The sequence below is a fragment of the Aetokthonos hydrillicola CCALA 1050 genome (assembly GCF_017591665.1).
In the GTDB taxonomy this organism is placed as follows: Bacteria; Cyanobacteriota; Cyanobacteriia; order Cyanobacteriales; family Nostocaceae; genus Aetokthonos; species Aetokthonos hydrillicola.
The window spans coordinates 47,059-69,086 of sequence record NZ_JAAKGC010000038.1 but is presented as its reverse complement, the minus strand read 5'-3'; the positions used below and the strand labels follow the sequence as shown (position 1 = coordinate 69,086).

Here is a 22,028-nt window from a genome sequence, read left to right as displayed (position 1 = left end):
CCACTTATGCCGAGCAAATAAAAACACCTGCATACGGTGAAGAACTAGAAGGCCTGTTGTCTTTTATTAGTGGTAAACTATCGGGTATTCTTAACGGTATTGACACCGAGACTTACGATCCGGCTACCGATAGATATATCGCCCAAAACTTTACGGCTGATAGTTTGGATAAACGCAGAGCTAATAAAATTGCCTTGCAAGAAGAAGTAGGGTTAGAAGTTAACTCCAAAGCCTTTTTGATGGGGATGGTGACACGGTTAGTTGAACAAAAAGGCATCGACTTGGTGTTGCAGATACTAGATCGGTTTCTATCATACACAGATGCACAATTTGTCCTTCTGGGAACAGGCGATCGCTATTATGAAACCCAAATGTGGCAACTGAGTTCCCGCTATCCAGGGCGTGTCGCCACTTACCTACTCTACAATGACGCTCTTGCTCGCCGTATATACGCTGGATGCGACACCTTCCTCATGCCTAGCCGTTTTGAACCGTGCGGTATTAGCCAAATGTTAGCTTTACGTTACGGCTGTGTACCCATTGTTAGACGTACAGGCGGATTAGTTGATACTGTAACACATCATGACCCGATGACACAGTCGGGTACTGGTTATTGTTTTGACCGATATGAACCGCTTGATTTATTCACCTGTCTTGTTCGTACTTGGGAAGGCTTCCGCTACAAACCCCAATGGCAAGAACTACAGCAACGCGGTATGAACCAAGACTTCAGCTGGTACCGCTCCGCTAAGCAGTATGTAAATCTGTATAGATCTATACATGGATTACCGGAAGAAGAGGAACAACCACAACAAGCCGAATCAGAGGAAAATGAGCCAGTAAGTACTAGTAGTGCTTCGTAGCAAGTAGGTTATCTTTGGTTCGTAGTTGCGCTTTAGCGCTGCGCTTCAGCCCAACTACAAACCTTTCGCGTAGATATACAAAACCCGTATAATCAACCGCTTCGACTATGAAAAAAGCGACCTTGTCTCGATTTTGTACTTATGGCTTGATTGGGTTAGTTTCCGTTTCATCTATCGACTATGCAGGTACATCTGCTGTGACTAAAACAGCAGATAGATCGCTAAACACACAATCTTCTTCTTCCTCTAACTTAATTTGGCCTTCTCAAGGAATAATTTCTCAAGGTTTCAAGAAAAATCGTCATATAGGAATTGACATTGCAGCTCCTCCAGGAACCCCGATTATTGCTGCTGCAACAGGTCAAGTGGTTAAATCTGGTTGGGATGATTGGGGATTAGGTAATGCCATTAGAATACATCATTCAGATGGTAGTTTCACCGTTTATGGTCACAATCGCCGCCTTTTAGTCAGAAATGGTCAACATGTAAATCAAGGTGAAGTCATTGCCGAGATGGGAACTACAGGTAACAGTTCAGGACCTCACTTACATTTTGAAGTTCATCCTGATAATATGGAATCTGTGATTGATCCTATTCCTGTACTGCCATCTTTAGTAGCAGGAAAAGTTCCTCCCCAACGACTAGCAACTTCTAATGTCACTACTAGTCAAGCAAATAGCCCTACTGACATAGAGTCTTCTCCAGCAAGAACCCAGGAAATTTCTATTCCTATTCCTGTTGAACCCCCTCATCGAGTAGCACCACCAGTAACAAAACAAACTTCATCATCACAATCAATTCCTATAGCTGTTGCATCCGCTAACTTAGATACTGGATGCAAAGGTTCCACAGTGATTGCAGGTGAAACAGCAACTACTCGCGTGAAAGTCTGTAAAGAAAATGGTCAGTTCTTTTATATTGGGCAATTGAAGCAAAACCCAGACAAACCGATAAAACTTCCAGCTTGGAATGTTGGTAGTTTATATCGGGCAGACAATGGCAGCTTTTCTTACTTTGTTAGCCCTCAAGGAATAGAAGTGTGGCGAAATGGTAGCCCTATGCGTTCTGAAATTTTTTTCAATACCACTCATTCCCTCAAACCTTGATAAAGGTTCGGGCAATGAGTGGGTGAACTACCCTAGCTTAGCTTCTCCCAACGGGAGTTATCATTTTGAATTGTTTTGTCATTCAGCAGCTATTTGGGCACGGGCAGCTAGGAGTGCTTTTTTTACCTGAGCAAATCCTGTACCACCATAACTGTTGCGTGCAGCAACAACTTGTTGGGGTGATATTGCTTCATAAATATCTTCTGCAAATGCTGGATGCACCTGTTGCCATTCTTCTAGAGTCAAATCTTTTAGGAGTTTACCAGCAGCAATACTGGTTTTTACGACTTTACCAACAAGATTATAAGCTTCTCGGAAGGGAACGCCTCGTGCCGCTAAATAATCTGCTACGTCTGTAGCATTAGAAAAGTCTTGAGTCACTGCTTCTAGCAAACGTCGAGGGCGAAATTCTAAACCCTCTCGCAACAAAATAGTCATTGCTTCCACACAAGCTTTGACTGTCTTGACGCTATCAAATAAACCTTCTTTATCTTCTTGCAGGTCTTTGTTATATGCCAATGGTAACCCTTTCATAATCACCAACATTCCTTGGAGATGACCAAATACCCGCCCAGTTTTACCCCGTACCAATTCTGGAACATCAGGGTTTTTCTTTTGGGGCATAATGCTGGAACCAGTAGCACAGCTATCTTTGAGGCTAACAAACTGAAATTCTTCTGACGACCAAAGAATAACCTCTTCAGAAAGACGGCTGAGGTGTACCATGATTAAACTAGCAGCACAAAGAAATTCGATCGCAAAATCGCGATCGCTAACTCCATCAAGGCTGTTAGCATAAATGTTGTCAAATTGCAATAGTTGGGCTGTGTAATGCCTGTCAATAGGAAAAGTTGTTCCTGCCAAAGCACCACACCCCAACGGTGAGATATTCACCCGGTGATAAACATCTTCTAAGCGTTCCCAATCCCGTTGCACCATGTGAAAGTAAGCTAATAGATGGTGAGCTAAACTCAAAGGTTGGGCTCGTTGTAGATGGGTATAACCAGGAATTAACGTTTCAACATGTTTTTCAGCAATATTTAGTAAAACACATTGAAATTCCCTTAATTGACTGCGGATTTGTTTGATCTGATCGCGCAGGTAGAGTCTGGTATCTGTCCCCACTTGGTCATTTCGCGATCGCGCAGTATGTAATTTCTTGCCAACATCACCAACAATTTCTACAAGGCGTCTCTCAACTGCAAAATGTACATCTTCTGCCTCAACGCCAGGGTTAAAATTTCCTTGCTGATATTCTTGGCGAATTTGTTCTAAACCTTTAACGAGTAGGTTCCCTTCTTCTGCGGAAATGATACCAGTGTGAGCCAGCATTTTTGCATGAGCCTGAGAGCCTGTGATGTCGTATTCTATTAATTCAATATCAAAGTGAATACTAGCATTAAAATGAGCGATCGCAGGATGTAGCGCTGATTCAAAACGCTGGCTCCAAGTTTGTTGTTGAGTCATAAAACGTTAATTCAGCCGTAGGTTGTGAGATTCCGAATCATATAGCCAATGACCAATCCTATCAATAGTGCCCACACTTGACCTGTTTGTACAAAATGGTTAAAAGCGTGTTCCATCTGACCTATAACGTTTGGATCGGTAATTTGTTGAGCTACCACTGTCGAATTTAACGGTAAATTACCAACGGGTTGAGATATCGATTCGTAAAATAACTTCATTCCTGAATTCTTCTTCATAAAGCCGCTTAGCCCCGACCGTAGAAGATCAGCTAGCGTAGCGGGATGACAACACAGTGATAACCTCAACTAGCAAGCAAATGCAACCCCAATTTTTATAGACAGATGAGTGAACTACCTACACTGACCTGAGTACAGGTACAGTGTAGGCTTCCGTACTCATAGGGGTGTGCCTCTTAAAACTCCAACTGCATAAGTTGATGAGTTCCACATTTATAACACTCATACAGTTTAAACCCTTATTTTCTGATATTGGCGTGATACACAGAGTAACAAAGATCACAATTAGATTTGGTTTCGCGAAATTTGTTAGTCTTTTGGTTCTACTTGTCGTGTTATTAGGCATCTCATGTCTGCTAGCTGACACATTCCAGAATCAAGCTATTGCTGCTGAACACGCACAATTTCCAACAGGCGATTTCCGATTGCGGAGTTATTTAAGAGTAACTCACCCCAATTTTGAGAGTAATCCTGAACGGATGCGCTTGTTTAGCATGTCAGAGCAAAACTGTGAACCAGTGGTTGCTGGCAAAATTTATCGTTACATTGCTGGCATAGATCAATGTGTCACGCCCATGACCGATCAAGATATTGCCACAAATCTTAATGATCCATTTGCGACGGAAATTCTGCGCAAAGGATCTTTTCCAAATAGTGTCGATAGCATTTCCACCACGATTGGAGGTAGTGGACTAAATTTACAACAAGCAAATTACCTAGTTGGAGAAGGCAGCCAAATTCCAACTAGAATTGCTTCTCGTGAGGAACCCCGTAATCTTCGCTATGTTCTGACTTGGGGTAAAAGCACAACCAGTGCTCAAATTCTCCTAAGTGCAGCACCTGGTGGAAACTCTAGCTTTCTACAAGTTATCTCATGGAACCCCCAAGCTAATAAATTCAACTTTTACGAGTTTCGGGAACAAGAGGGACAAACTAGAGGCGACTCTACCAAAGTTTGGAGTTGGGCTGGAGATTCAGCCATGGCAAAAACAGACCAAACTATGGGACATGGATGTTTTGACTGTCATCATAACGGCGTGCTGATTATGAAAGAGCTAGCCTTTCCATGGAACAATTGGAACTCCCAATTGGCAACTATTTCCCCACTAGTTGTTCCATTAGCTGTAGCCGAAGAAAAATTCTTTAAGAATTTAAATGGTGCTGAGGATTTTGAGAAGACTGTTCGTGGTGGCTTCCAGACCTATTATCGCAATTGGTTGAAAGATCGCTTTAAAACTCAGGGAGGTATCACTCAAATTAGCGATGTCAACCAGATGTTGCGCCATATTATCACCAACACGACTATTAATCTGGCTTCAACTCAGATTCAAAGTAATGGAGTCAATACTAGCCCGCCGAACAGTGATATTTCTGGTATTCCTCTTGATTTTTTCTTGTGGGATTCAGCACTTAAAACAGGCTTGAACCTGAACTATAACGTTCCATCAATCACTTTCAAACGACCAGACTATGACAATTATCTCAAGACGCACAACTTCAAATTAGTGCAGTCTGACTTTATTAAGCCGGACGGTTCCCCACTCTATGAGCAAAATGGCTCAACCTACTTTTCATTCTTCGTCCCAGTTCCAGCGGCAGAAGACCTTTTTATGCTGACACAGATGCGGTCTAACAAAATTCTAACCGACAAATTTATCGCTTCTGTACTAATGGTGGACTTTAAAAATCCAGTCTTCTCTAACAAGCGATCTAGCCTACAAAAATATGCTGATCAGATTCTCACTGGTACCATTACGAGTGGAGTTAGTAGTATTCCAAATGACTTTGCTACTAAAGTCAGAACCGCTGCTGCTAATCAGCCGACATGCAATTCAACAAACTTCGACGAATGTAGCGCTGAACAACAGTTTCTTAAAACGTGGGATCTTCCTGACGATCAATGGAAAACCGTTGTCCAACAGCAAATTCAGTCTTACTTAGATGAATTTAAGCCGATCGCTACTATCGATCAACTCGATCAACTGATGCGATCTAGTGTAAAACGTCAGATGCAGTTTCAATCCTGGCCAAACATTAGTAATTTGGATGAATTTAGCTTATTACTACCCCAATCTGACATAGCTAACTAGTACACGACGGCGGAAATAAAGCACCCATTCAAAATCAATGAAACGCTTACGCTGTATACCTGTTTGAATTTTGAATTTTGAATTCCGCCTTGCGGTACTAGGGTACTTCCAAAAGAATGGCTCATCCAAATCAATATGTTGAAAACACTGACTCAAAAAGTATCACTTAATAACAAATAGGAGTAGAAAGATGCCTAAACTACCTGAATTTGATCCACCAGCCAACCAAAACGATTTTCTTCCCAATGAGGAAAAAGAGAAAAAAGCATTCCGTACTCGCTGGAGTGACAACATAAATCGGTTTACAGAACAAACGCTACAAAACGATCCGTGGAGTTCGGTAAATCAGCCAGCACTAACCCAGTATTACAACCCACTAAATACCGATATTCCTGCTGGAACAAAAGGTGCAGCCATCAAATGGACAGCATTTCCTAATCGGATCTTAATTCAGTATCCCAGTGTTGGACAGCGTACCCAATGGAAATATGCTGATGAGGGACCGCCAGCTTCTGATAACTATCGCCCGTCTGGTCCTCGTGGCTGGCAAGATGAGTATTGTGAATGGAGTGTTACCCGTAATACAGAAGGCAAGATCACAAAGGTAATGTTTACCTGTGAGAATCGGGAGTATTGGTATACTTTATGGGATATTGATCCGAACGTTGTGTTGCGTCTTTATCAAGAATTAGTTGGTTCACAGGTCAAGCTAGAAGATCTGTACTTACGAGACAACAACAACAATCCAATCATCGATCCAGCTACAGGTCGACCAGCTTATGATGATCGCAATCGTTGGAATAGCACGACAAAGGATGGTGCTGTTCACCTAGTTAGTAATCCCAATGCCTTGAGTGCTGAGATATTCCTGGCTGGACAGGCAACTATCCTTCGTCAAGATGGAGCAGGTAATCCCATTACTGACAAAAATCAACTCATCAATTGCAGTAGATATGGCACCGCAAATCGTAACAGCGATCCTACCATTGGAGCTGGGGTTAATGGATTGGTACGTGGAACTGGTGTATCTGGATCTGGTGTACAAATCTCTCTGGAAAATCCAGTCGGTCTTTATATTCAAGAACCAAGCTTTGACACTTATGAGCTACCGCTAAATGCACCTTCAAATGCTCAACCATCAGACTATTGGAAGGTCGTTCGGGGGCGTCGGCGTCAGGATGGTGACGAGATTGATTATATTCTCCATGCTGTCTATGAAGTACCTGAAGAACTTGGCTTTACGGTGAGTGATATTACAATCAATGGATTCAATATTGAATTCGGCGCACAGATTACCCAAACTTTCCAAGTTGCTCTTGTAGGCTTACCCTTACCTCAAGTCAATGCTCCAGAATCGCTTCCTTGTGCAGGTGATGCAATCAAGCCGTTACCCCGCCCATATATATTGAGAGAAGCTGAAATGTTGGCTGTAGCACAGCGTTCTGGTCTCAATCTGCAGATCGAACAGGGTACTTCAGTGAAGAATGTGGCATTTTTAGCATTTGACAGTGATCGCAATGCTTCTATTGAGATTACTGGTGGAACAGGAATTACCGTTGAAAAAACTGGGTTTGAGGATCAGCAACAAATTTTTCTCCTCACCATTACTGCAACCTCTGATGCTCCATTAGGTGATCGTTCTCTCCTCCTGACAAATCCTGATGGCTCTCACGGTCCCGCCGTTTATGGTTTATTGAAAGTTGTTTCACCAGGTACACTTAGCAGAACCACAATTCCTACTGTACCAGCAACGAAAGAAGTCAGCCCTCTTGAAATGGCAGTGCAATCCATAACTGAGTCTGAGCCTGTTCAGTTACCAACAAGAAGGTACTCCCAATAGCATCAACCGTTTCTAGTGTGGAGTAATCACAATACTGCACGGGTTTTGGAAAATTGTAAGTTGGGTAGAGCGTAAGCGAAACCCAACAAATGCTAATAAATGTTGGGTTTCGTTCCAAGGGCCCAACCTACGTTAAACCAGAGTTTTCAGCTTAACCGAGCAGTATTGGGAGTAATCATTATCTGTGGGTGCACACGATGTGTAATTTGTACAGTACGTAAGTCTTAATTTGGTTTCCAGTCATTTCAACAAATCTCAAAACCGACCAAGATTACTTTTCCACTACATCTACCCAAGACCAATTATCATTTACTTGTTTCGTATCTAAAAGCCACGCATATGATTTTAAATCTCCTACTCCAAAAAGGTAGTTTTCAATAGGAATATTCGCATTCATTTTATATACCCAAGCCGTATAATTAAAATCACTCATACTTGTAAAAAATACAATCATTTTATTTTCATTATTTCTATTGGTGATTAGGTTAATTTGTCCAGGTTTATTACGAGATTGAGAAACATGACTATACTGGGTTGGTAATTCCAGTTTGTATACTTTATGAAGAACACGATTCAGATTATCTAGTCTTGCTACCCGTTGCGATTCGTTTTGTTGTAAAGAACCGGATTTTATCATTGTCACGACTGCTTTTCGAGCTTCTAAATTAGAATTAAAATCTTGTGAAATAACAATGTCCTGAATAAACAAAAACAATATTATTGTACATAAATTTATGATTAAAGGTAGAGATGCTTTATATTTATAACGCTTAAATTCCTTCAACAAAAACTCTAAGGATAAAAATAATAAACTTAGAAAAATTAAGCATAGAACTAAAAAATAAAATTCTTTATGAATAAGCGTTAATGGACTTAATTTCAGGGAGTTTAGGCTATGCAAGAAAATATATTGTGTAGAATGAGGTAGAAATGATACTCTCAGTAGAAGTAACAAAACACTTGTGAGTAAAGACAAACTTAGAATTACAAGTTGTTGTTTTTGTAAACTTATTTTAATCATCATTTTTTAATTAATATGTAGATTTATTCAATCCCCTATCCGGTTAGCATCATCGCTATTTAGACAAGAGATTCAAAAAAGAATTGGTATAAGCATAACAATTAAGGGTTCAATTAAATCAGCTCTAGCTAACAGAAATATAAAGATTAGACAAAGTTAGCTGTGATTTACTTGATCTGCCTGTAACTTATACCAAGTTGAAAAAAGAATGTGGTAAATACTTGTGTCAGGGCGTAGCCTCTGACTTATCGCATAGTAGGCCGGTTGCCCCTAATGGTCATATATCTCAAACATTTTTTGCATCGGTATTGCATTCAATACCCCACCTGCTACAAGCAGTTATTTTATAACCAAATAAAGTCATTAATTATACAAAAAATATTCTCCCAATCCCGAATCTCTAATGAGAAGACAATTTTCCCGCAGTCCGTAAAATTTGTCCTGCTAAAACTGCTGCACCAAAGCCATTATCAATATTCACGACACCTATACCAGGTGCGCAAGAGTTAAGCATTGTCAGCAATGGTGCTAAACCTCCAAAACTTGCTCCATAACCAATGCTGGTAGGAACAGCAATCACAGGACAATCTGCTAAACCTGCAACAACACTAGGTAAAGCACCTTCCATACCCGCTACAACAATTAACACTGATGCCGATTCAAGGACGTGGCGGTTATTGAGCAAGCGATGAATTCCTGCAACCCCCACATCCCAAAGACGTTGGACGTGGAAGCCAGAAAGTTCTGCTGTTACCGCAGCTTCTTCTGCCACAGCTAAATCAGCCGTACCAGCAGAAAGAATTGCGATCGCACCAGGATATTTTGGTTCGATAGTAGTGGGAGCGATCGCACAAATTCGTGCTAAGTCGTAGTACCGCAAACCATAAACTTTAGCTTGCAGCACCGTGTATACTTCTGGTTCTATACGCGTTGCCATCACAACTGGGTTGTGATGACGCATGACATCCATTATTCGAGCAATTTGATCAGGAGTTTTGCCTGGTCCCCAGATAACTTCTGGGAAACCAGTTCTTAAGGCGCGATGATGATCAATTTTGGCAAACTCCCCTACAGGTTCATAGGGTAAATTTTTCAGTTGCTCAAAGGCTACTTCAGGAGAAATTTCACCTTTAGCAATAGATTGTAGGAGCGATCGCACTTCTTCAGGTTGAGTCACAGGATGTTAATATAGCTTGTTCATCTATGATTCTAGAGGTTAACTCTCAGCTCATACAGATTCCAGAATGCACTACCAGCAAGCGTAGAAAACTTAACCCCTTGAACGCGATCGCGTACACCTTCAAAGGAAAGCGAATTCACCAAATGAATGAATGGTAACTGTTCTTGGACAATTTGCTGAAACTTATCGTAGATAACCTTACGCTTAGTCTCATCTAATTCACGTGCTCCTTCAATAAAAAGACGGTCAATTTCCTTTTCCCAATCGGAAACTACCCAGTCTTTGATACGAGGTTCACCCGGTTGTGGACCTTGGTTAAACTGGTGTGAGCCTCCAGTACTGAACCATATGTTTGAGCCACTATGAGGTTCAACCCCACCTCCAGTAAACTTGCCAACGTAACACTCCCAATTTCTACTTCTCAAATTTTCTAAAACAGAATTGAAGGCTAGAGCTTGTAAATCAGCTTGAATTCCAATCTTGGCTAAATCCTGTTTTATCTGGGCTGCCATGGCTACTCTAGCTGGCTCCTCTGCTTTAACTAGCATGGTAAACCGCACTTGGTTACCTTCAGCATCAAGCAATTGACCTCTAGAGTTGTATTTAAAACCCGCTTCTAAGAGTAGTTTTTTAGCTTTTTGCGGATTATAGTCATAAACTTTTAGCCCCTTTTCTGGAGAAAGGTAATAAGGGTTATTGAGTAAAATAGGCGAATTTTGTAATTCACCGAGTCCTCGAAATATGTTAGTTTTCATTGTCTCACGGTCAATAGCATATGCAACTGCCTGCCTAAAAGCCAAAGTATTAAACCAGCGAGACTTTATAGGATTTACGATAGGTTGATTCTTAGAATTACGAGCTTTATTTAGATTAAAACTAACAAATGTTGTTGTAGGTTCTGGTCCTCCATTATAGATTTTGAATTTTCCGCGTTTTTCTTCACGCTTTAGTAAAGGAAACATCTCAGATTTCACATCTAGATCATCGAGTTGTCCAGAGCGAAAACTGATCATTTGATTATCAGTATTTTCAATAATTTCTAAAACTATACGCTCAATATAAGGCTGTTGATTTCCCTGAGCATCTTTGCGCCAATAGTATGGATTGCGGCGGAATATAACTCTCTGGCTAGGAGTATAGCTTTCCATTACGTAAGGACCATTACCAATAATTTTTCGCGCATCGGTATCAGTCCCCCAAGTCGATAAAAACCTAGGATTACCATTTCCGTCGTTAGTATGAACTGACTCACGCAAAACATGGGCTGGCAAAATAGATAATCCACCAACAAATCTCAAAAATGGTGCAAAAGGTTCTGGTACTGTAAATTCAACTCGCCGCTGATCAAGTTTTTTAATTGTTGGGAGACTACGGCTAGCACCAATTCGCAGACCATCTCTAATATCGGTAGGGATCTTTTCATTAAAGTAAAGATCCTGATAACTAAAGATTACATCATCGATAGTTAACGGTTGACCATCTGACCATTTCAGCCCTTCTTTTAGGGTAAACACAACCCGTTTTTTGTCTGGTGAAATTTCCCAAGACTCTGCTAGTGCAGGCTCCAAATCTCCAGTCAAGCCATTTTCTGTAATTAGTCCATCAAAAAGATAGCCAAAAACACTATAGGCCGATTGATTTTGTGTCAAGTTAAAGGTTGAAGGTCCACTAGGTGTCGCTATAACTAATTGAGTAACTTGAGCCGATTTTGCTTTAAATTTAGTAGGATTGCAAGCAACAACCGTAATTGCCATTACTAAACCTAGAAAGCATAGTACCAAAAAACGCCAACCCACAGGATAAATTTTAGAATATTTCATATTACAACCTATAATGTAATGTCTACGAATTAAGGACTTTTTGAACGTTCTTAAAAGAGGATTGAGAACTGATATGGAATTAATTCCGAATCCTGATTTCTTTCGTTATGCTTTATCTTTTGTATTCTTAAGTTCGTATATATTCCAAATGTATCCCGTAGGAGAAGGAAAAATTGACGTGTATTGAATGCCTTCAATAGTGTTACGCACTGCCACTAAATCGAAAGAATTTACTAGATGAATAAAAGGCAAATATTCTTGCGCAAGACGTTGTGTTTCTGCATAGATAGCTTTGCGCTTTGTCTCGTCGAATTCTCTTGACCCTTCAATGAAAAGATCCTCAATTTTTTTCTCCCACTCAGCATATTCCCAACCTTCTATAGGAGGTTGTCCTTTCGCAGGTTTTTGATTGAAGAGGTGAAAACTACCTTCTACAGCCCAGACGTTGTAACCGTCGTGTGGGTCAATATTGCCAACCACAGCTCCTATATAAGATTCCCAATCAAGGGTGTTGCTGATTTTTCCTCCAATCACATCAAAGCCAACATATTGCAAATCAAGAGTGATACCTATTGCGCCTAAATTCTGTTTGATTTTAGGAGGAACTGAGGGTCTATTACTAGCAGGGGCTAACATTGTGAAGCGTACTTGATTACCATCTGCATCTAGTAACCGGCCTTTATTATCGTACTTGAATCCTGCTTTTAGTAAAATTTCCTTAGCTTTTTCTGGATTATAATCGTAGACTTTAAGACCTTCTTTGGGTGACAAGTAGTAGGGACTTGGAACAAAAACAGGAGAGTTTTGAGTTTCACCTAAACCGCGCAAATCGTTGTCAATGATTGCTTGGCGGTTAATAGCATAGGCTACTGCCTGTCTAAAAGCAACATTGTTAAACCAGCGAGATTTAACCGGATCAACAAGAGGCTTACCGTTACGACGACCTTTATTGAGATTGAAAGCAATAAAACTTGCTCCAGAACTAGGTCCAGCATTTTTAATTGTAAAATTTCCTCGCTTTTCTTCACGCTTCAGCAATTGAAAAGTTCCAGGACCTATTTCTAATATATCTAATCCTCCAGAACGAAATTGAAGCAAAGCTGTGTTGTCAGTTGATTCTACAATTTGCCATATTACACGTTCAATATAAGGCTGTGGATTCCCTCGCGCATCTTTTCTCCAGTAGTAAGGATTTCGCCGAAATACTAAGCGCTCACTGGTTGCATAACTATCGATTGTATAAGGGCCATTAACAATAATTTTCTTAGGATCTGCATCTGTTCCCCAAGTAGAGAGAAATACTGGTCTACCATCTGATCTCTTGGTTTCTACAGCTTGGCGCAAGGCGTGTTCTGGTAGAACTGCTGTTGATGCTGCAACTAATCCTAAAAATGGTACGAATGGCTCTGGCAAAATAAATTCTACTCGGCGGCTATCAAGTTTGCGGACTTGAGGAAAAGCCTTACTCAAGCCAATACGAAGATTATCTTGGTAGTAGTTGGGAATTGCCTTGTTCATGTAGATGTCATTAAAGGAAAAAACGACATCATCAACAGTTAATGGTGCGCCATCCGACCATCTCAGATTTTCTCTCAATGTAAATACATAGTGCAGCTTATCTTCTGACAGTTCCCACGATTCAGCCAAAGCTGGTTCTATTTTCTTGGTGACTCCATTTACAGTAGCTAACGTTTCGTAGGTGAAACCAAAAATATTAGGGCTTTCTTGGCTTAGCGCGTAGTTAAATGTTTTTGGGTTACTTCCATTCGTAATCACTAATTGAGAAACTTGAGCGGCTTTGGCTTTAAAATTATTAGGATTACAGCCATTCAGACCAACCATTACCCAGAAAGCTAGTAGAGTAAAAATCCAGCCTCGTCGGAAAATTTTTCTAAAAATGCCAGAATTCATAAAACCCATTTTATTGCTCGAATAGCAAAACTACAGCGTAAGCACAAATACCTTCCTCTCTACCGACAGGACCTAATTTTTCATTTGTAGTTGCTTTAATGCCAATTTTATTTGGTTCCAACTGCAAAACACTTGCTAGCTTGTCCCGCATTTTCTCGATATGTGGTTTTAGTTTTGGACGTTCCGCTACTACTACAGAATCAATATTACCCACTTGCCAACCTTTATCGTTAATAAGTTGGTTTACTTGACTTAATAAAACTAAGCTATCTGCACCTGCCCATTGAGGATCGCTGGGCGGAAAATAATGTCCAATATCCCCTAAAGATAATGCGCCTAACATAGCATCCATAATCGCATGAGTCAGAGCATCAGCGTCACTATGTCCTAACAAACCTAATGAATGGGGAATATTGACTCCACCCAAAATTAAAGGGCGATCGCTCACCAGTTGATGTATATCGTAGCCGTTACCAATGCGAATGTTCATTTTTGTTAATTGTAAGTGAATTTGGGCATGGGGCATGGGGCATGGGGCATAGGGCATGGGGCATAGGTATTGGGGGTTTGACTAATTCCTGCTACCCTGCTCCTCTGCTCCTCTGCTCCTCTGCTCCTCTGCTCCTCTGCTCCTCTGCTCCCCCTGCTTCCCCTGCTTCCCCTGCTTCCCCTGCTCCCCTGCTCCCGTTCTCCCCCTGCTCCCTCTTAGCTATTTCCCAGCTTTCTAGTAAATCAGGGCGACGTAGGCGTGTTCTTTCAATTTGTTGTTCGTAACGCCATTTAGCAATTTCTGCGTGATTGCCTGATAATAATACTTGAGGAACTTTCCATGCACGAAAAACTGCTGGACGGGTGTACTGAGGAAAATCTAATAATCCCTCTTCAAAACTTTCTGTTTTGAGAGAATCAGCTTTTCCTACTGTTCCTGGTAGAAGACGCACCACACCATTGAGCAAAGCCATTGCTGGAATTTCTCCACCAGTAAGAATAAAATCACCTAAAGAGACTTCACGGGTCACTAAATGTTGTACCCGTTCATCGATACCTTCATAATGGCCACAAATAACAACCAATTGTTCATAATTCGTTGCTAATTCGCGTAAAAGGGGTTGATCCATTGTTTTACCTTGAGGACTCATCAAAATGACTTCTCTTCGGGGTAAAATGGGCAGAGACTCTACAGCAGCAAAAATAGGTTCTGGCTTCATTAACATTCCTACACCACCACCATAGGGTTCATCGTCTACTTTTCGGTGTTTATCGCTGGTGAAATCTCGTGGATTAACCAGATTGACTTGTGCAATCTGTTTGGTCAAGGCTTTTCCCAAAAGCCCAGAGCTTAGAACAGAGGTAAAACAGTCAGGAAATAGCGTAACTATATCAAAGCGCACAGTAATTCGTATTGGAGGACACTATTGTTAAATTGGTATGCTTGGTACAAGAACGGCCTACTTGTAAAGTAATGTATCTAAAGTTACCTTTTTTCTTGAATTTTCCTGGTTGGAGCAAAAATTTTTCTAATTACTTAATTTATGTTTAAATATTGTCACATCTACATTTAAATTAATAATCTGACAAAGTTAACAACTTCCAGGATGCATCTAGCCAACCTCAAAAAAAGCGTATCAAAATCAGCTTACCCTCCAACACTAAAGGCAACCTTTAGTTCTCCAAGCAATATTTTGCCAATCTGGAAACATTGGACAGGGAGCAACAAAGCGCTGTCGGTTGAGGAACGGCAAGGGACACTCGCTGCAGCGTCTACCGCGTCAAGCAAGAAGTTAGAGTGGTGGTGTTACCGTCGTTACCTCTCTTGGCTTCAAGAAGGGTCCTTAAAGAGGAGTCAGGAGTCAGAATTCAGAATTCAGAATTCAGGAGCAGTCTTGATCTTGGATTTTATCCAAAAAACAGTGAGGACAACAGATAGGCAGTGGCGATTTCAACTACTTTATTTAGCCGTCAGTCGCATCTTCATACCCATGCTGACTCCTGGCTCCTGGCTCCTGAATTCTTAGAGATCAGGCTACGGAAAATTGTCATCTTCGCCTGAAGTTGTTGACAGGAGAAACAAAATGCAGCAGTTAAAAGCTAAATCGCTGGAAATGAGGACACCCCAAGCAACTAAAACAGCCGTTCTGGTTATCGGAGGCGCAGAAGACAAAGTTCATGGACGTGAGATCCTACGAACTTTTTTTGGTCGTTCTGGAGGAAGTAACGCTTATATAACAATAATCCCTTCTGCTTCGCGCGAACCAAGTATTATTGGTGGTCGGTATACCCGAATTTTTGAAGAAATGGGTGCTGACAAGGTTGAAATATTGGACATTCGAGAACGTGAACAGTGTGCAACTTCCCATGCTCAAGCATCTCTAGAAGCTTGTACAGGAGTATTTTTAACAGGAGGCGACCAATTACGTTTGTGTGGCGTCCTGTCAGATACACCAGTCATGGAAATTATTAGACGACGTGTTAGAGCCGGGCAACTGACCCTAGCAGGAACTAGTGCAGGGGCAGCGGTCATGGGTCATCATATGATAGCAGGAGGTGGAAGTGGTGAATCACCGAACCGTTCTCTGGTTGATATGGCAACAGGTTTGGGATTGATACCAGAAGTTATCGTGGATCAGCACTTTCATAATCGTAATCGTATGGTACGACTCATAAGCGCGATCGCATCTCATCCTGATCGTTTAGGCATTGGTATTGATGAAGACACTTGTGCCATGTTTGAACGAGATGGCTGGCTACAAGCAATGGGTAAAGGAAGTGTGACGATTGTTGATCCAACAGAAGTAACTCACACTAACGAACCACATGTAGGAGCTACTGAACCCCTAACAATACATAATTTACGGCTACACGTCCTAAGCCATGGTGATCGTTTTCATTTATACCAACGGATTGTTTTGCCTGCGGTATACCGAATTTCCAGCTGATGGATTAAAGTAGCTAAGGTTACACTGGATTTGACCGTGTTTTTTTTCGTCTATTGAAACACAAAAAGTGAGAATAATACGATGCAAGAAGAAAAACTGTTCACAGTGAACAGTTAAACGGTCAATTCCAGTAAGAAACTAGAATTTTGGTTCCGAATCTCCATCTACCTATTCCCATGAGAATCCTTAAAATCCAGACACTGCGCGGACCCAACTATTGGAGCATTCGACGCCACAAGTTGATCGTCATGCGCCTCGATTTAGAAAACCTTGCCGAGACGCCCTCAAATGAAATCCCTGGCTTTTATGAAGGATTAGTTGATACCCTGCCTAGTCTGGAAGGGCACTACTGTTCACCTGGCTGCCATGGTGGTTTTCTGATGAGGGTACGAGAAGGCACTATGATGGGTCACATCGTAGAGCACGTGGCTTTGGAACTGCAAGACTTAGCTGGAATGAATGTAGGCTTTGGTCGTACCCGTGAAACAGGCACGCCCGGGATCTACCAGGTAGCGATCGAATATCTCAATGAGGAGGCAGGGCGATATGCTGCAAGAGCAGCGGTACGCTTGTGCCAAAGTATTGTTGATCGCGGTCGTTATCCAAAAGCAGAATTAGAGCAAGATTTGCAAGACCTGAAGGACTTATGGCGTGATGCGGCCCTAGGACCAAGTACAGAAGCTATTGTCAAAGAAGCAGAAAAAAGAGGTATTCCCTGGACATCTCTTGGTGCACGCTTTTTGATTCAGCTCGGTTATGGCGTCAACCAAAAGCGCTTGCAAGCCACTATGACGGATAATACCGGCATTTTAGGAGTGGAGCTTGCCTGCGACAAAGAAGCTACCAAACGCATCCTGGCTAATGGTGGAGTCCCAGTCCCTAAAGGTACAACAATAAACTTTTTGGACGATCTACAAGAAGCTATTGAATACGTTGGTGGTTATCCTATCGTTATCAAACCCCTTGATGGTAATCATGGACGTGGGATCACGATTGATATCAGAACCTGGGAAGAAGCTCAAACAGCATATGACGCTGCTAGACAAATCTCTCGAGCAATAATTGTGGAGCGATACTACGTTGGGCGGGACCATCGGGTACTAGTGGTAGATGGTAAAGTCGTGGCAGTTGCAGAACGCGTCCCAGCTCACGTCACTGGCAACGGTAGATCAACTATCTTTGAACTAATTGAAGAAACTAACAACGACCCGAATCGTGGTGAAGGACATGATAATGTTCTTACAAAAATTGAACTAGACCGCACCAGTTACCAATTACTAGAAAGGCAAGGTTACACTCTCAGTACCGTACTACAAAAAGGTGAAATTTGCTATTTGCGAGCAACGGCAAATTTAAGTACAGGGGGAATCGCTGTAGACCGTACAGATGAAATTCATCCAGAAAACCTTTGGCTAGCGCAGCGGGTAGTCAAAATAATCGGGTTAGATATCGCTGGGATTGATATTGTTACATCAGATATTAGCCGCCCCTTGCGAGAAGTGGATGGTGTGATTGTAGAAGTTAATGCTGCACCTGGCTTCCGGATGCATATCGCCCCTAGCATAGGTATCCCTCGTAACGTGGCTGGAGCAGTGATAGATATGCTGTTCGCTAATGAACAAGCTAGCCGTATCCCTATCTTAAGCGTGACGGGTACAAACGGCAAAACCACCACAACTCGGCTTCTAGCACACATTTTTAAACAGACTAATAAAGTAGTTGGTTATACAACAACAGACGGTACATATATTGGTGATTTCTTAGTAGAAGCAGGAGATAACACTGGTCCGCAAAGCGCCCAACTAATTCTACAAGACCCCACTGTAGAAGTAGCCGTACTGGAGACAGCCCGGGGCGGTCTTCTACGATCAGGATTGGCATTTGAATCTGCTAATGTGGGTGTAGTACTCAATGTTTCGGCTGACCACTTAGGAATAGGCGATATTGATACTATCGAACAGTTAGCTCATCTCAAGAGTATAGTCGCCGAAGCTGTATTTCCTGATGGTTATGCTGTGCTTAACGCTGATGATCCACGAGTTGCAGCAATGGCAGAAAAAACCAAAGCTAACATTGCTTACTTCACGATGAACCCAGATGCGGAATTGGTGCGAAATCACATCCAAAAGGGTGGAGTGGTAGCAGTGTATGAAAATGGCTATTTGTCAATAGTCAAAGGCGATTGGACTCACCGAATTGAACGAGCAGAAAATATTCCATTGACCATGGGTGGACGCGCGCCATTTATGATCGCTAACGCTTTAGCAGCAAGTTTAGCGGCGTTTGTACAAAATGTCTCGATTGAGCAGATCAGGGCAGGCTTGAATACTTTTCGTGCTTCAGTGAGTCAAACACCTGGACGCATGAATCTATTCAATTTAGGCAATTATCATGCTTTGGTCGATTATGCTCATAATCCAGCCAGTTACGAAGCATTAGGGGGTTTCGTCCGTAATTGGACAGGTGGTCAACGCATTGGAGTTATTGGGGGACCAGGCGATCGCCGGGATCAAGACTTTGTTACGTTGGGTAAACTGGCAGCAGAAATTTTTGATTACATTATCATCAAAGAAGATGATGATACCCGAGGACGCCAACGAGGTTCAGCGGCTGAATTGATTACCCAGGGGATCAAGCAAGTTAACGCTAACTCAACATACGAAACCATTCTCCAAGAAGCAGAAGCAATCAAAAAAGGTTTGGACATTGCCCCTGATAATAGTCTGGTGGTCATATTGCCCGAAAGCGTTAGCCGCGCCATCAAGCTAATTAAAGATCGGGGCACGGTTAAGGAGGAATTGCACCAACAAAATAGTGCGGCACCTATTGTGGACTCACCACTAGGTGTAAAGTCGTCCGTCGCAAACACAATTTAGCCCATTCTTCTTCAAAAACCCACTAACTAAATCACTACTGTTTTTCTTCTTCCGGATTACTGTCATCACTGGGATTTTTTAGTTCTTCCTTAAAACCTCGTAAGGTTTTACCCAGTGTACTCCCCAGTTCCGGAATTTTTTTGGGCCCAAAAATGAGAATTGCGACTATCGTAATTACAGCTATCTCGGGCCATCCTAATCCAAACAACATAAGCCTATTTCCTATGAACAACGACTGTTAAAAGTCTACCCTAATAGAGAGAGCAGGGATCTCGTAGCAGGGGAGCAGGAATTAGTCAAGCCGTCAATGCCCCATGCCCTATTCCCCATGCCCCATGCCCCTACTCTCCAATTGGCAACCCTAACCAATCGCTTAATTCAGATGCAAGCCATTCAAGTTCTGGTTCGGATTGGATAAGACCATTAGACCCTCCAATCTGATACTTATGTACTCCTGCCCAAATAATGAGTTGGGGTGGAACTTCAACTTTGTTACCTTCCGAATCTGTTGTAAAGGTTCTTTTGCAGTAGACTAAGTTGCTAATATCCTTCTTGAGGGCTGGAGGAACAAGATTAAATTTTAATCCCAACAACTCCCAAGTAAAAGTAATTTCCTCCTTGCTAAGGTGTAATCGTGTACTCTTGAGCCAAGAAGATAAAACCCAAGTCACCATTTGACACCCAGCTGCCCAAAAAGGAAGTGAGAATAAAGCCAAGAATATATTGGCGGGCAAAGGCGCAGCCAAAGCATTGATTGTCCAGAAAAGGGTAAACGAATTCCAAGCGATCGCAAACAAAACCAAAAATGTCATCGATCTCTGATAACCAACGGGTGGGATCACAATTTCTAGAAAATCATTATCTCTAGTGAGTCTAATTTTGCTACCAACTGGTTGAGAAACCTTGTGTGTTAATTTATAACTATGCTTGTACTTGCTCTCTCTAATTAATTGTGGTTGTTGCTTACTAAACCAAGTTTTGCCATTCCAATACCAAGCACCTCTAACCCAGCGGGTTGGAAAAATTTGATAGCTTTGTTCTAAAGCAGCTAGTGCTTGACATGCAGAACTGAAACGCTCTTCTAAAGTCGGTTCAGTCATCCATTTCAACCAGGAACTAAAGGTTGGACTAAGATTTACAGCATGCTCAAATTGGATCCTAAAGTCTTTTTGCGGTAAATCGGCGGGATGAATCCCACACGCAAGATAAATCAGTGTTGAGCCTAAACTGTAAAGATCAGAACCTGCAACAGTACGTCCGCCAAATTGCTCTGGCGGCATATAGCCATAAGTTCCCACCACAGTTATTGATCCGTCGTGAGCAGCACAAGCAGTTTGTACCGAGCCAAAATCTATTAAGTAAAGCTGACCTACACTATTCCCAGAACGATTACTCAACAAAATATTGCTAGGCTTAATATCGCGGTGAATAACGGGAGGCTGTCGTCTATGTAAATAAATGAGAATATCCAACAGTGCTTTGGCTATTTGCTTTAGTTCTACTTCACTAAAAGTACGCCCAGATTTTAAGTATTGCTCTAACGTTGGCGCGGGAATATGGGTTTGTACCAAAGCAAATCCTTTGAAGGTAGATAAATTCACCTGGAAATAGTCCAAGTAACCAGGAATAAAAGGGTATGATAAGGACTTTAAGGTTTCGGCTTCACGCTCGAATAGTTTGAGATCATCCCATTCAAAGTCACTGTTAAAAGACAGTAATTTTATAACTACCAATTCACTAGTTAATAAATCGCGAGCTAAGAGTGTCCGCCGTCCAGCCTTTTTTCCCAACTGTTGTTGTACTTTGTATCGCTCACCTAATACCTGACTATTCATTATAATTACTTATGTCTATAGCTTTTTTCCGAGTTTTGTTTACGTACAAGTCGCCAGCAAGTTTCTTCTCTGACTGCTAAATTAGGGTGTTGATTTAAGTTAGGGCTTTGCGTGGGTAAGAATTAGAAAAAGAAATCATGAGCGACTTATTAGTAGAACTCTCCTGATCCCTAACCGTGTGACTTGGGCAAACCGATATCTTTAACTATAATTATTTAATTCTATGCCCTCCCAACTTTGGCCTTATATTACCCCTGGTATTCCAGATGAATTGTTCGAGCGCTTGCCGGGAATTCCCTTAAGCAAGCGGGAAGTTCGGATGCTGTTGATTGCACAGCTACGGCTACTACCCAATTGTGTTCTTTGGGATATTGGTGCAGGGACGGGAACGATTCCGGTAGAAGCGGGGTTGTTGTGTCCGAGTGCACGGATTTTAGCTGTTGAACGAGATGACGAAGTAGCCAACCTTATCCGACGCAATTGCGATCGCTTTGAGGTCAACAACGTTGAAGTCATTGAAGGTAATGCTCCAAAATGTTTGCATGACCTGAAAGATACACCCCATCGCGTCTGTATCGAGGGAGGACGCCCTATGCAAGAAATTTTGAAAGTAGTGTGGCATTATTTAGTACCATCAGGCCGAGTTGTTGCCACAGCTGCTAATCTAGAAAGTCTGTATGCTATTTCCCAAAGCCTTGCTCAATTGCAGGCAAGAAATATCGAAGTCATACAATCAGCGGTCAACCGTTTGGAAACCCGTGGTTCTTCTCAAACCTTTACTGCTGTTAATCCCATTTTTATCCTTAGTGGTGAGAAACTAGACTAATTCATTAGATTTTAGATTCTC

At 41.8% G+C, this 22,028-nt stretch carries 18 protein-coding genes; 8 read left to right on the top strand and 10 right to left on the bottom strand.

The annotated features are described in order from the left end of the window. Together G4P69_RS19625 and G4P69_RS19620 are read left to right on the top strand one after the other, a co-directional pair. Nucleotides 1-863: glycosyltransferase (locus G4P69_RS19625; protein ID WP_208350945.1), on the top strand; the 863-nt coding region annotated here is incomplete at its 5' end. A 107-nt stretch (nucleotides 864-970) separates the two neighbouring features. Next, nucleotides 971-1,969, top strand: a complete 999-nt coding sequence (locus G4P69_RS19620) for a M23 family metallopeptidase (RefSeq protein ID WP_208350944.1) — start codon at nucleotides 971-973, stop codon at nucleotides 1,967-1,969. Nucleotides 1,970-2,047: 78 nt separating this feature from the next. Here the strand turns inward: G4P69_RS19620 and argH are convergent, their stop codons facing one another. Continuing rightward, nucleotides 2,048-3,436, bottom strand: a complete 1,389-nt coding sequence (gene argH, locus G4P69_RS19615) for an argininosuccinate lyase (RefSeq protein WP_208350943.1) — start codon at nucleotides 3,434-3,436, stop codon at nucleotides 2,048-2,050. 11 nt (nucleotides 3,437-3,447) lie between these two features. Continuing rightward, nucleotides 3,448-3,654: a hypothetical protein gene (locus G4P69_RS19610; RefSeq protein WP_208350942.1), complete on the bottom strand. Its 207-nt coding sequence runs from the start codon at nucleotides 3,652-3,654 to the stop codon at nucleotides 3,448-3,450. Between the two features lie 335 nt (nucleotides 3,655-3,989). On the opposite strand from G4P69_RS19610, the gene G4P69_RS19605 reads away from it, so the two are divergent. Both G4P69_RS19605 and G4P69_RS19600 read left to right on the top strand, forming a co-directional pair. Further along, nucleotides 3,990-5,762, top strand: a complete 1,773-nt coding sequence (locus tag G4P69_RS19605; RefSeq protein WP_208342106.1) for a hypothetical protein — start codon at nucleotides 3,990-3,992, stop codon at nucleotides 5,760-5,762. A gap of 190 nt (nucleotides 5,763-5,952) precedes the next feature. Continuing rightward, the gene (locus tag G4P69_RS19600; RefSeq protein WP_208350940.1) at nucleotides 5,953-7,602 is read left to right on the top strand and encodes a hypothetical protein; all 1,650 of its coding nucleotides are present in this window, start codon (nucleotides 5,953-5,955) and stop codon (nucleotides 7,600-7,602) included. 271 nt (nucleotides 7,603-7,873) lie between these two features. On the opposite strand, the gene G4P69_RS19595 is transcribed toward G4P69_RS19600, so the two are convergent. From G4P69_RS19595 to trmD, 6 genes are all read right to left on the bottom strand, one after another. Beyond that, nucleotides 7,874-8,626, bottom strand: a complete 753-nt coding sequence (locus G4P69_RS19595; RefSeq protein ID WP_208350938.1) for a hypothetical protein — start codon at nucleotides 8,624-8,626, stop codon at nucleotides 7,874-7,876. Nucleotides 8,627-9,023: 397 nt separating this feature from the next. Continuing rightward, entirely contained in the window at nucleotides 9,024-9,800 is a 777-nt protein-coding gene (gene larB / locus G4P69_RS19590; RefSeq protein WP_208342099.1) for a nickel pincer cofactor biosynthesis protein LarB, read from the bottom strand. A gap of 32 nt (nucleotides 9,801-9,832) precedes the next feature. Then, on the bottom strand, nucleotides 9,833-11,623 hold the full coding sequence (locus G4P69_RS19585; RefSeq protein ID WP_208342095.1) for an ABC transporter substrate-binding protein: 1,791 nt from the start codon (nucleotides 11,621-11,623) through the stop codon (nucleotides 9,833-9,835). Between the two features lie 105 nt (nucleotides 11,624-11,728). Further along, on the bottom strand, nucleotides 11,729-13,543 hold the full coding sequence (locus G4P69_RS19580) for an ABC transporter substrate-binding protein (protein WP_208342094.1): 1,815 nt from the start codon (nucleotides 13,541-13,543) through the stop codon (nucleotides 11,729-11,731). Nucleotide 13,544: 1 nt separating this feature from the next. Next, nucleotides 13,545-14,024, bottom strand: a complete 480-nt coding sequence (gene ispF, locus G4P69_RS19575) for a 2-C-methyl-D-erythritol 2,4-cyclodiphosphate synthase (RefSeq protein WP_208342092.1) — start codon at nucleotides 14,022-14,024, stop codon at nucleotides 13,545-13,547. Nucleotides 14,025-14,115: 91 nt separating this feature from the next. After that, nucleotides 14,116-14,925 carry a tRNA (guanosine(37)-N1)-methyltransferase TrmD gene (gene trmD, locus G4P69_RS19570; RefSeq protein ID WP_208342090.1) on the bottom strand — a complete coding sequence of 270 codons (810 nt, stop codon included), beginning with the start codon at nucleotides 14,923-14,925 and terminating at the stop codon, nucleotides 14,116-14,118. Nucleotides 14,926-15,129: 204 nt separating this feature from the next. Here trmD and G4P69_RS19565 point away from each other — a divergent pair, with 204 nt between their 5' ends. The 3 genes from G4P69_RS19565 to cphA all read left to right on the top strand — a co-directional run bounded on the left by G4P69_RS19565 (nucleotide 15,130) and on the right by cphA (nucleotide 19,346). Further along, nucleotides 15,130-15,549 carry a hypothetical protein gene (locus tag G4P69_RS19565; protein WP_208342089.1) on the top strand — a complete coding sequence of 140 codons (420 nt, stop codon included), beginning with the start codon at nucleotides 15,130-15,132 and terminating at the stop codon, nucleotides 15,547-15,549. Nucleotides 15,550-15,606: 57 nt separating this feature from the next. Beyond that, a complete protein-coding gene (locus G4P69_RS19560; protein WP_208342088.1) occupies nucleotides 15,607-16,470 on the top strand; it encodes a cyanophycinase in 864 nt (287 codons plus the stop codon). 176 nt (nucleotides 16,471-16,646) lie between these two features. Next, nucleotides 16,647-19,346, top strand: coding sequence for a cyanophycin synthetase (gene cphA / locus G4P69_RS19555; protein WP_208342114.1), 2,700 nt, complete (start codon nucleotides 16,647-16,649; stop codon nucleotides 19,344-19,346). Between the two features lie 34 nt (nucleotides 19,347-19,380). Here cphA and tatA read toward each other — a convergent pair whose 3' ends face one another. Beyond that, entirely contained in the window at nucleotides 19,381-19,554 is a 174-nt protein-coding gene (tatA, locus tag G4P69_RS19550; protein ID WP_279605172.1) for a twin-arginine translocase TatA/TatE family subunit, read from the bottom strand. A 133-nt stretch (nucleotides 19,555-19,687) separates the two neighbouring features. After that, nucleotides 19,688-21,181, bottom strand: a complete 1,494-nt coding sequence (locus tag G4P69_RS19545; RefSeq protein ID WP_208342086.1) for a serine/threonine protein kinase — start codon at nucleotides 21,179-21,181, stop codon at nucleotides 19,688-19,690. A gap of 223 nt (nucleotides 21,182-21,404) precedes the next feature. On the opposite strand from G4P69_RS19545, the gene cbiT reads away from it, so the two are divergent. Continuing rightward, nucleotides 21,405-22,007 (top strand): precorrin-6Y C5,15-methyltransferase subunit CbiT, encoded by a 603-nt coding sequence (gene cbiT, locus G4P69_RS19540; protein WP_208342085.1) that lies wholly within the window; start codon nucleotides 21,405-21,407, stop codon nucleotides 22,005-22,007. Nucleotides 22,008-22,028: the final 21 nt, after the last annotated feature.

Excerpts from the sequence above, each read along its gene's own strand:
- G4P69_RS19595 (WP_208350938.1), bottom strand. The coding sequence starts at position 8,626 with ATGATGATTAAAATAAGTTTACAAAAACAACAACTTGTAATTCTAAGT.
- G4P69_RS19565 (WP_208342089.1), top strand. The coding sequence starts at position 15,130 with ATGCATCTAGCCAACCTCAAAAAAAGCGTATCAAAATCAGCTTACCCT.
- argH (WP_208350943.1), bottom strand. The coding sequence starts at position 3,436 with ATGACTCAACAACAAACTTGGAGCCAGCGTTTTGAATCAGCGCTACAT.
- G4P69_RS19600 (WP_208350940.1), top strand. The coding sequence starts at position 5,953 with ATGCCTAAACTACCTGAATTTGATCCACCAGCCAACCAAAACGATTTT.
- G4P69_RS19560 (WP_208342088.1), top strand. The coding sequence starts at position 15,607 with ATGCAGCAGTTAAAAGCTAAATCGCTGGAAATGAGGACACCCCAAGCA.
- G4P69_RS19585 (WP_208342095.1), bottom strand. The coding sequence starts at position 11,623 with ATGAAATATTCTAAAATTTATCCTGTGGGTTGGCGTTTTTTGGTACTA.
- ispF (WP_208342092.1), bottom strand. The coding sequence starts at position 14,024 with ATGAACATTCGCATTGGTAACGGCTACGATATACATCAACTGGTGAGC.
- G4P69_RS19580 (WP_208342094.1), bottom strand. The coding sequence starts at position 13,543 with ATGGGTTTTATGAATTCTGGCATTTTTAGAAAAATTTTCCGACGAGGC.
- G4P69_RS19620 (WP_208350944.1), top strand. The coding sequence starts at position 971 with ATGAAAAAAGCGACCTTGTCTCGATTTTGTACTTATGGCTTGATTGGG.
- cphA (WP_208342114.1), top strand. The coding sequence starts at position 16,647 with ATGAGAATCCTTAAAATCCAGACACTGCGCGGACCCAACTATTGGAGC.
- G4P69_RS19610 (WP_208350942.1), bottom strand. The coding sequence starts at position 3,654 with ATGAAGTTATTTTACGAATCGATATCTCAACCCGTTGGTAATTTACCG.
- cbiT (WP_208342085.1), top strand. The coding sequence starts at position 21,405 with ATGCCCTCCCAACTTTGGCCTTATATTACCCCTGGTATTCCAGATGAA.
- G4P69_RS19545 (WP_208342086.1), bottom strand. The coding sequence starts at position 21,181 with ATGAATAGTCAGGTATTAGGTGAGCGATACAAAGTACAACAACAGTTG.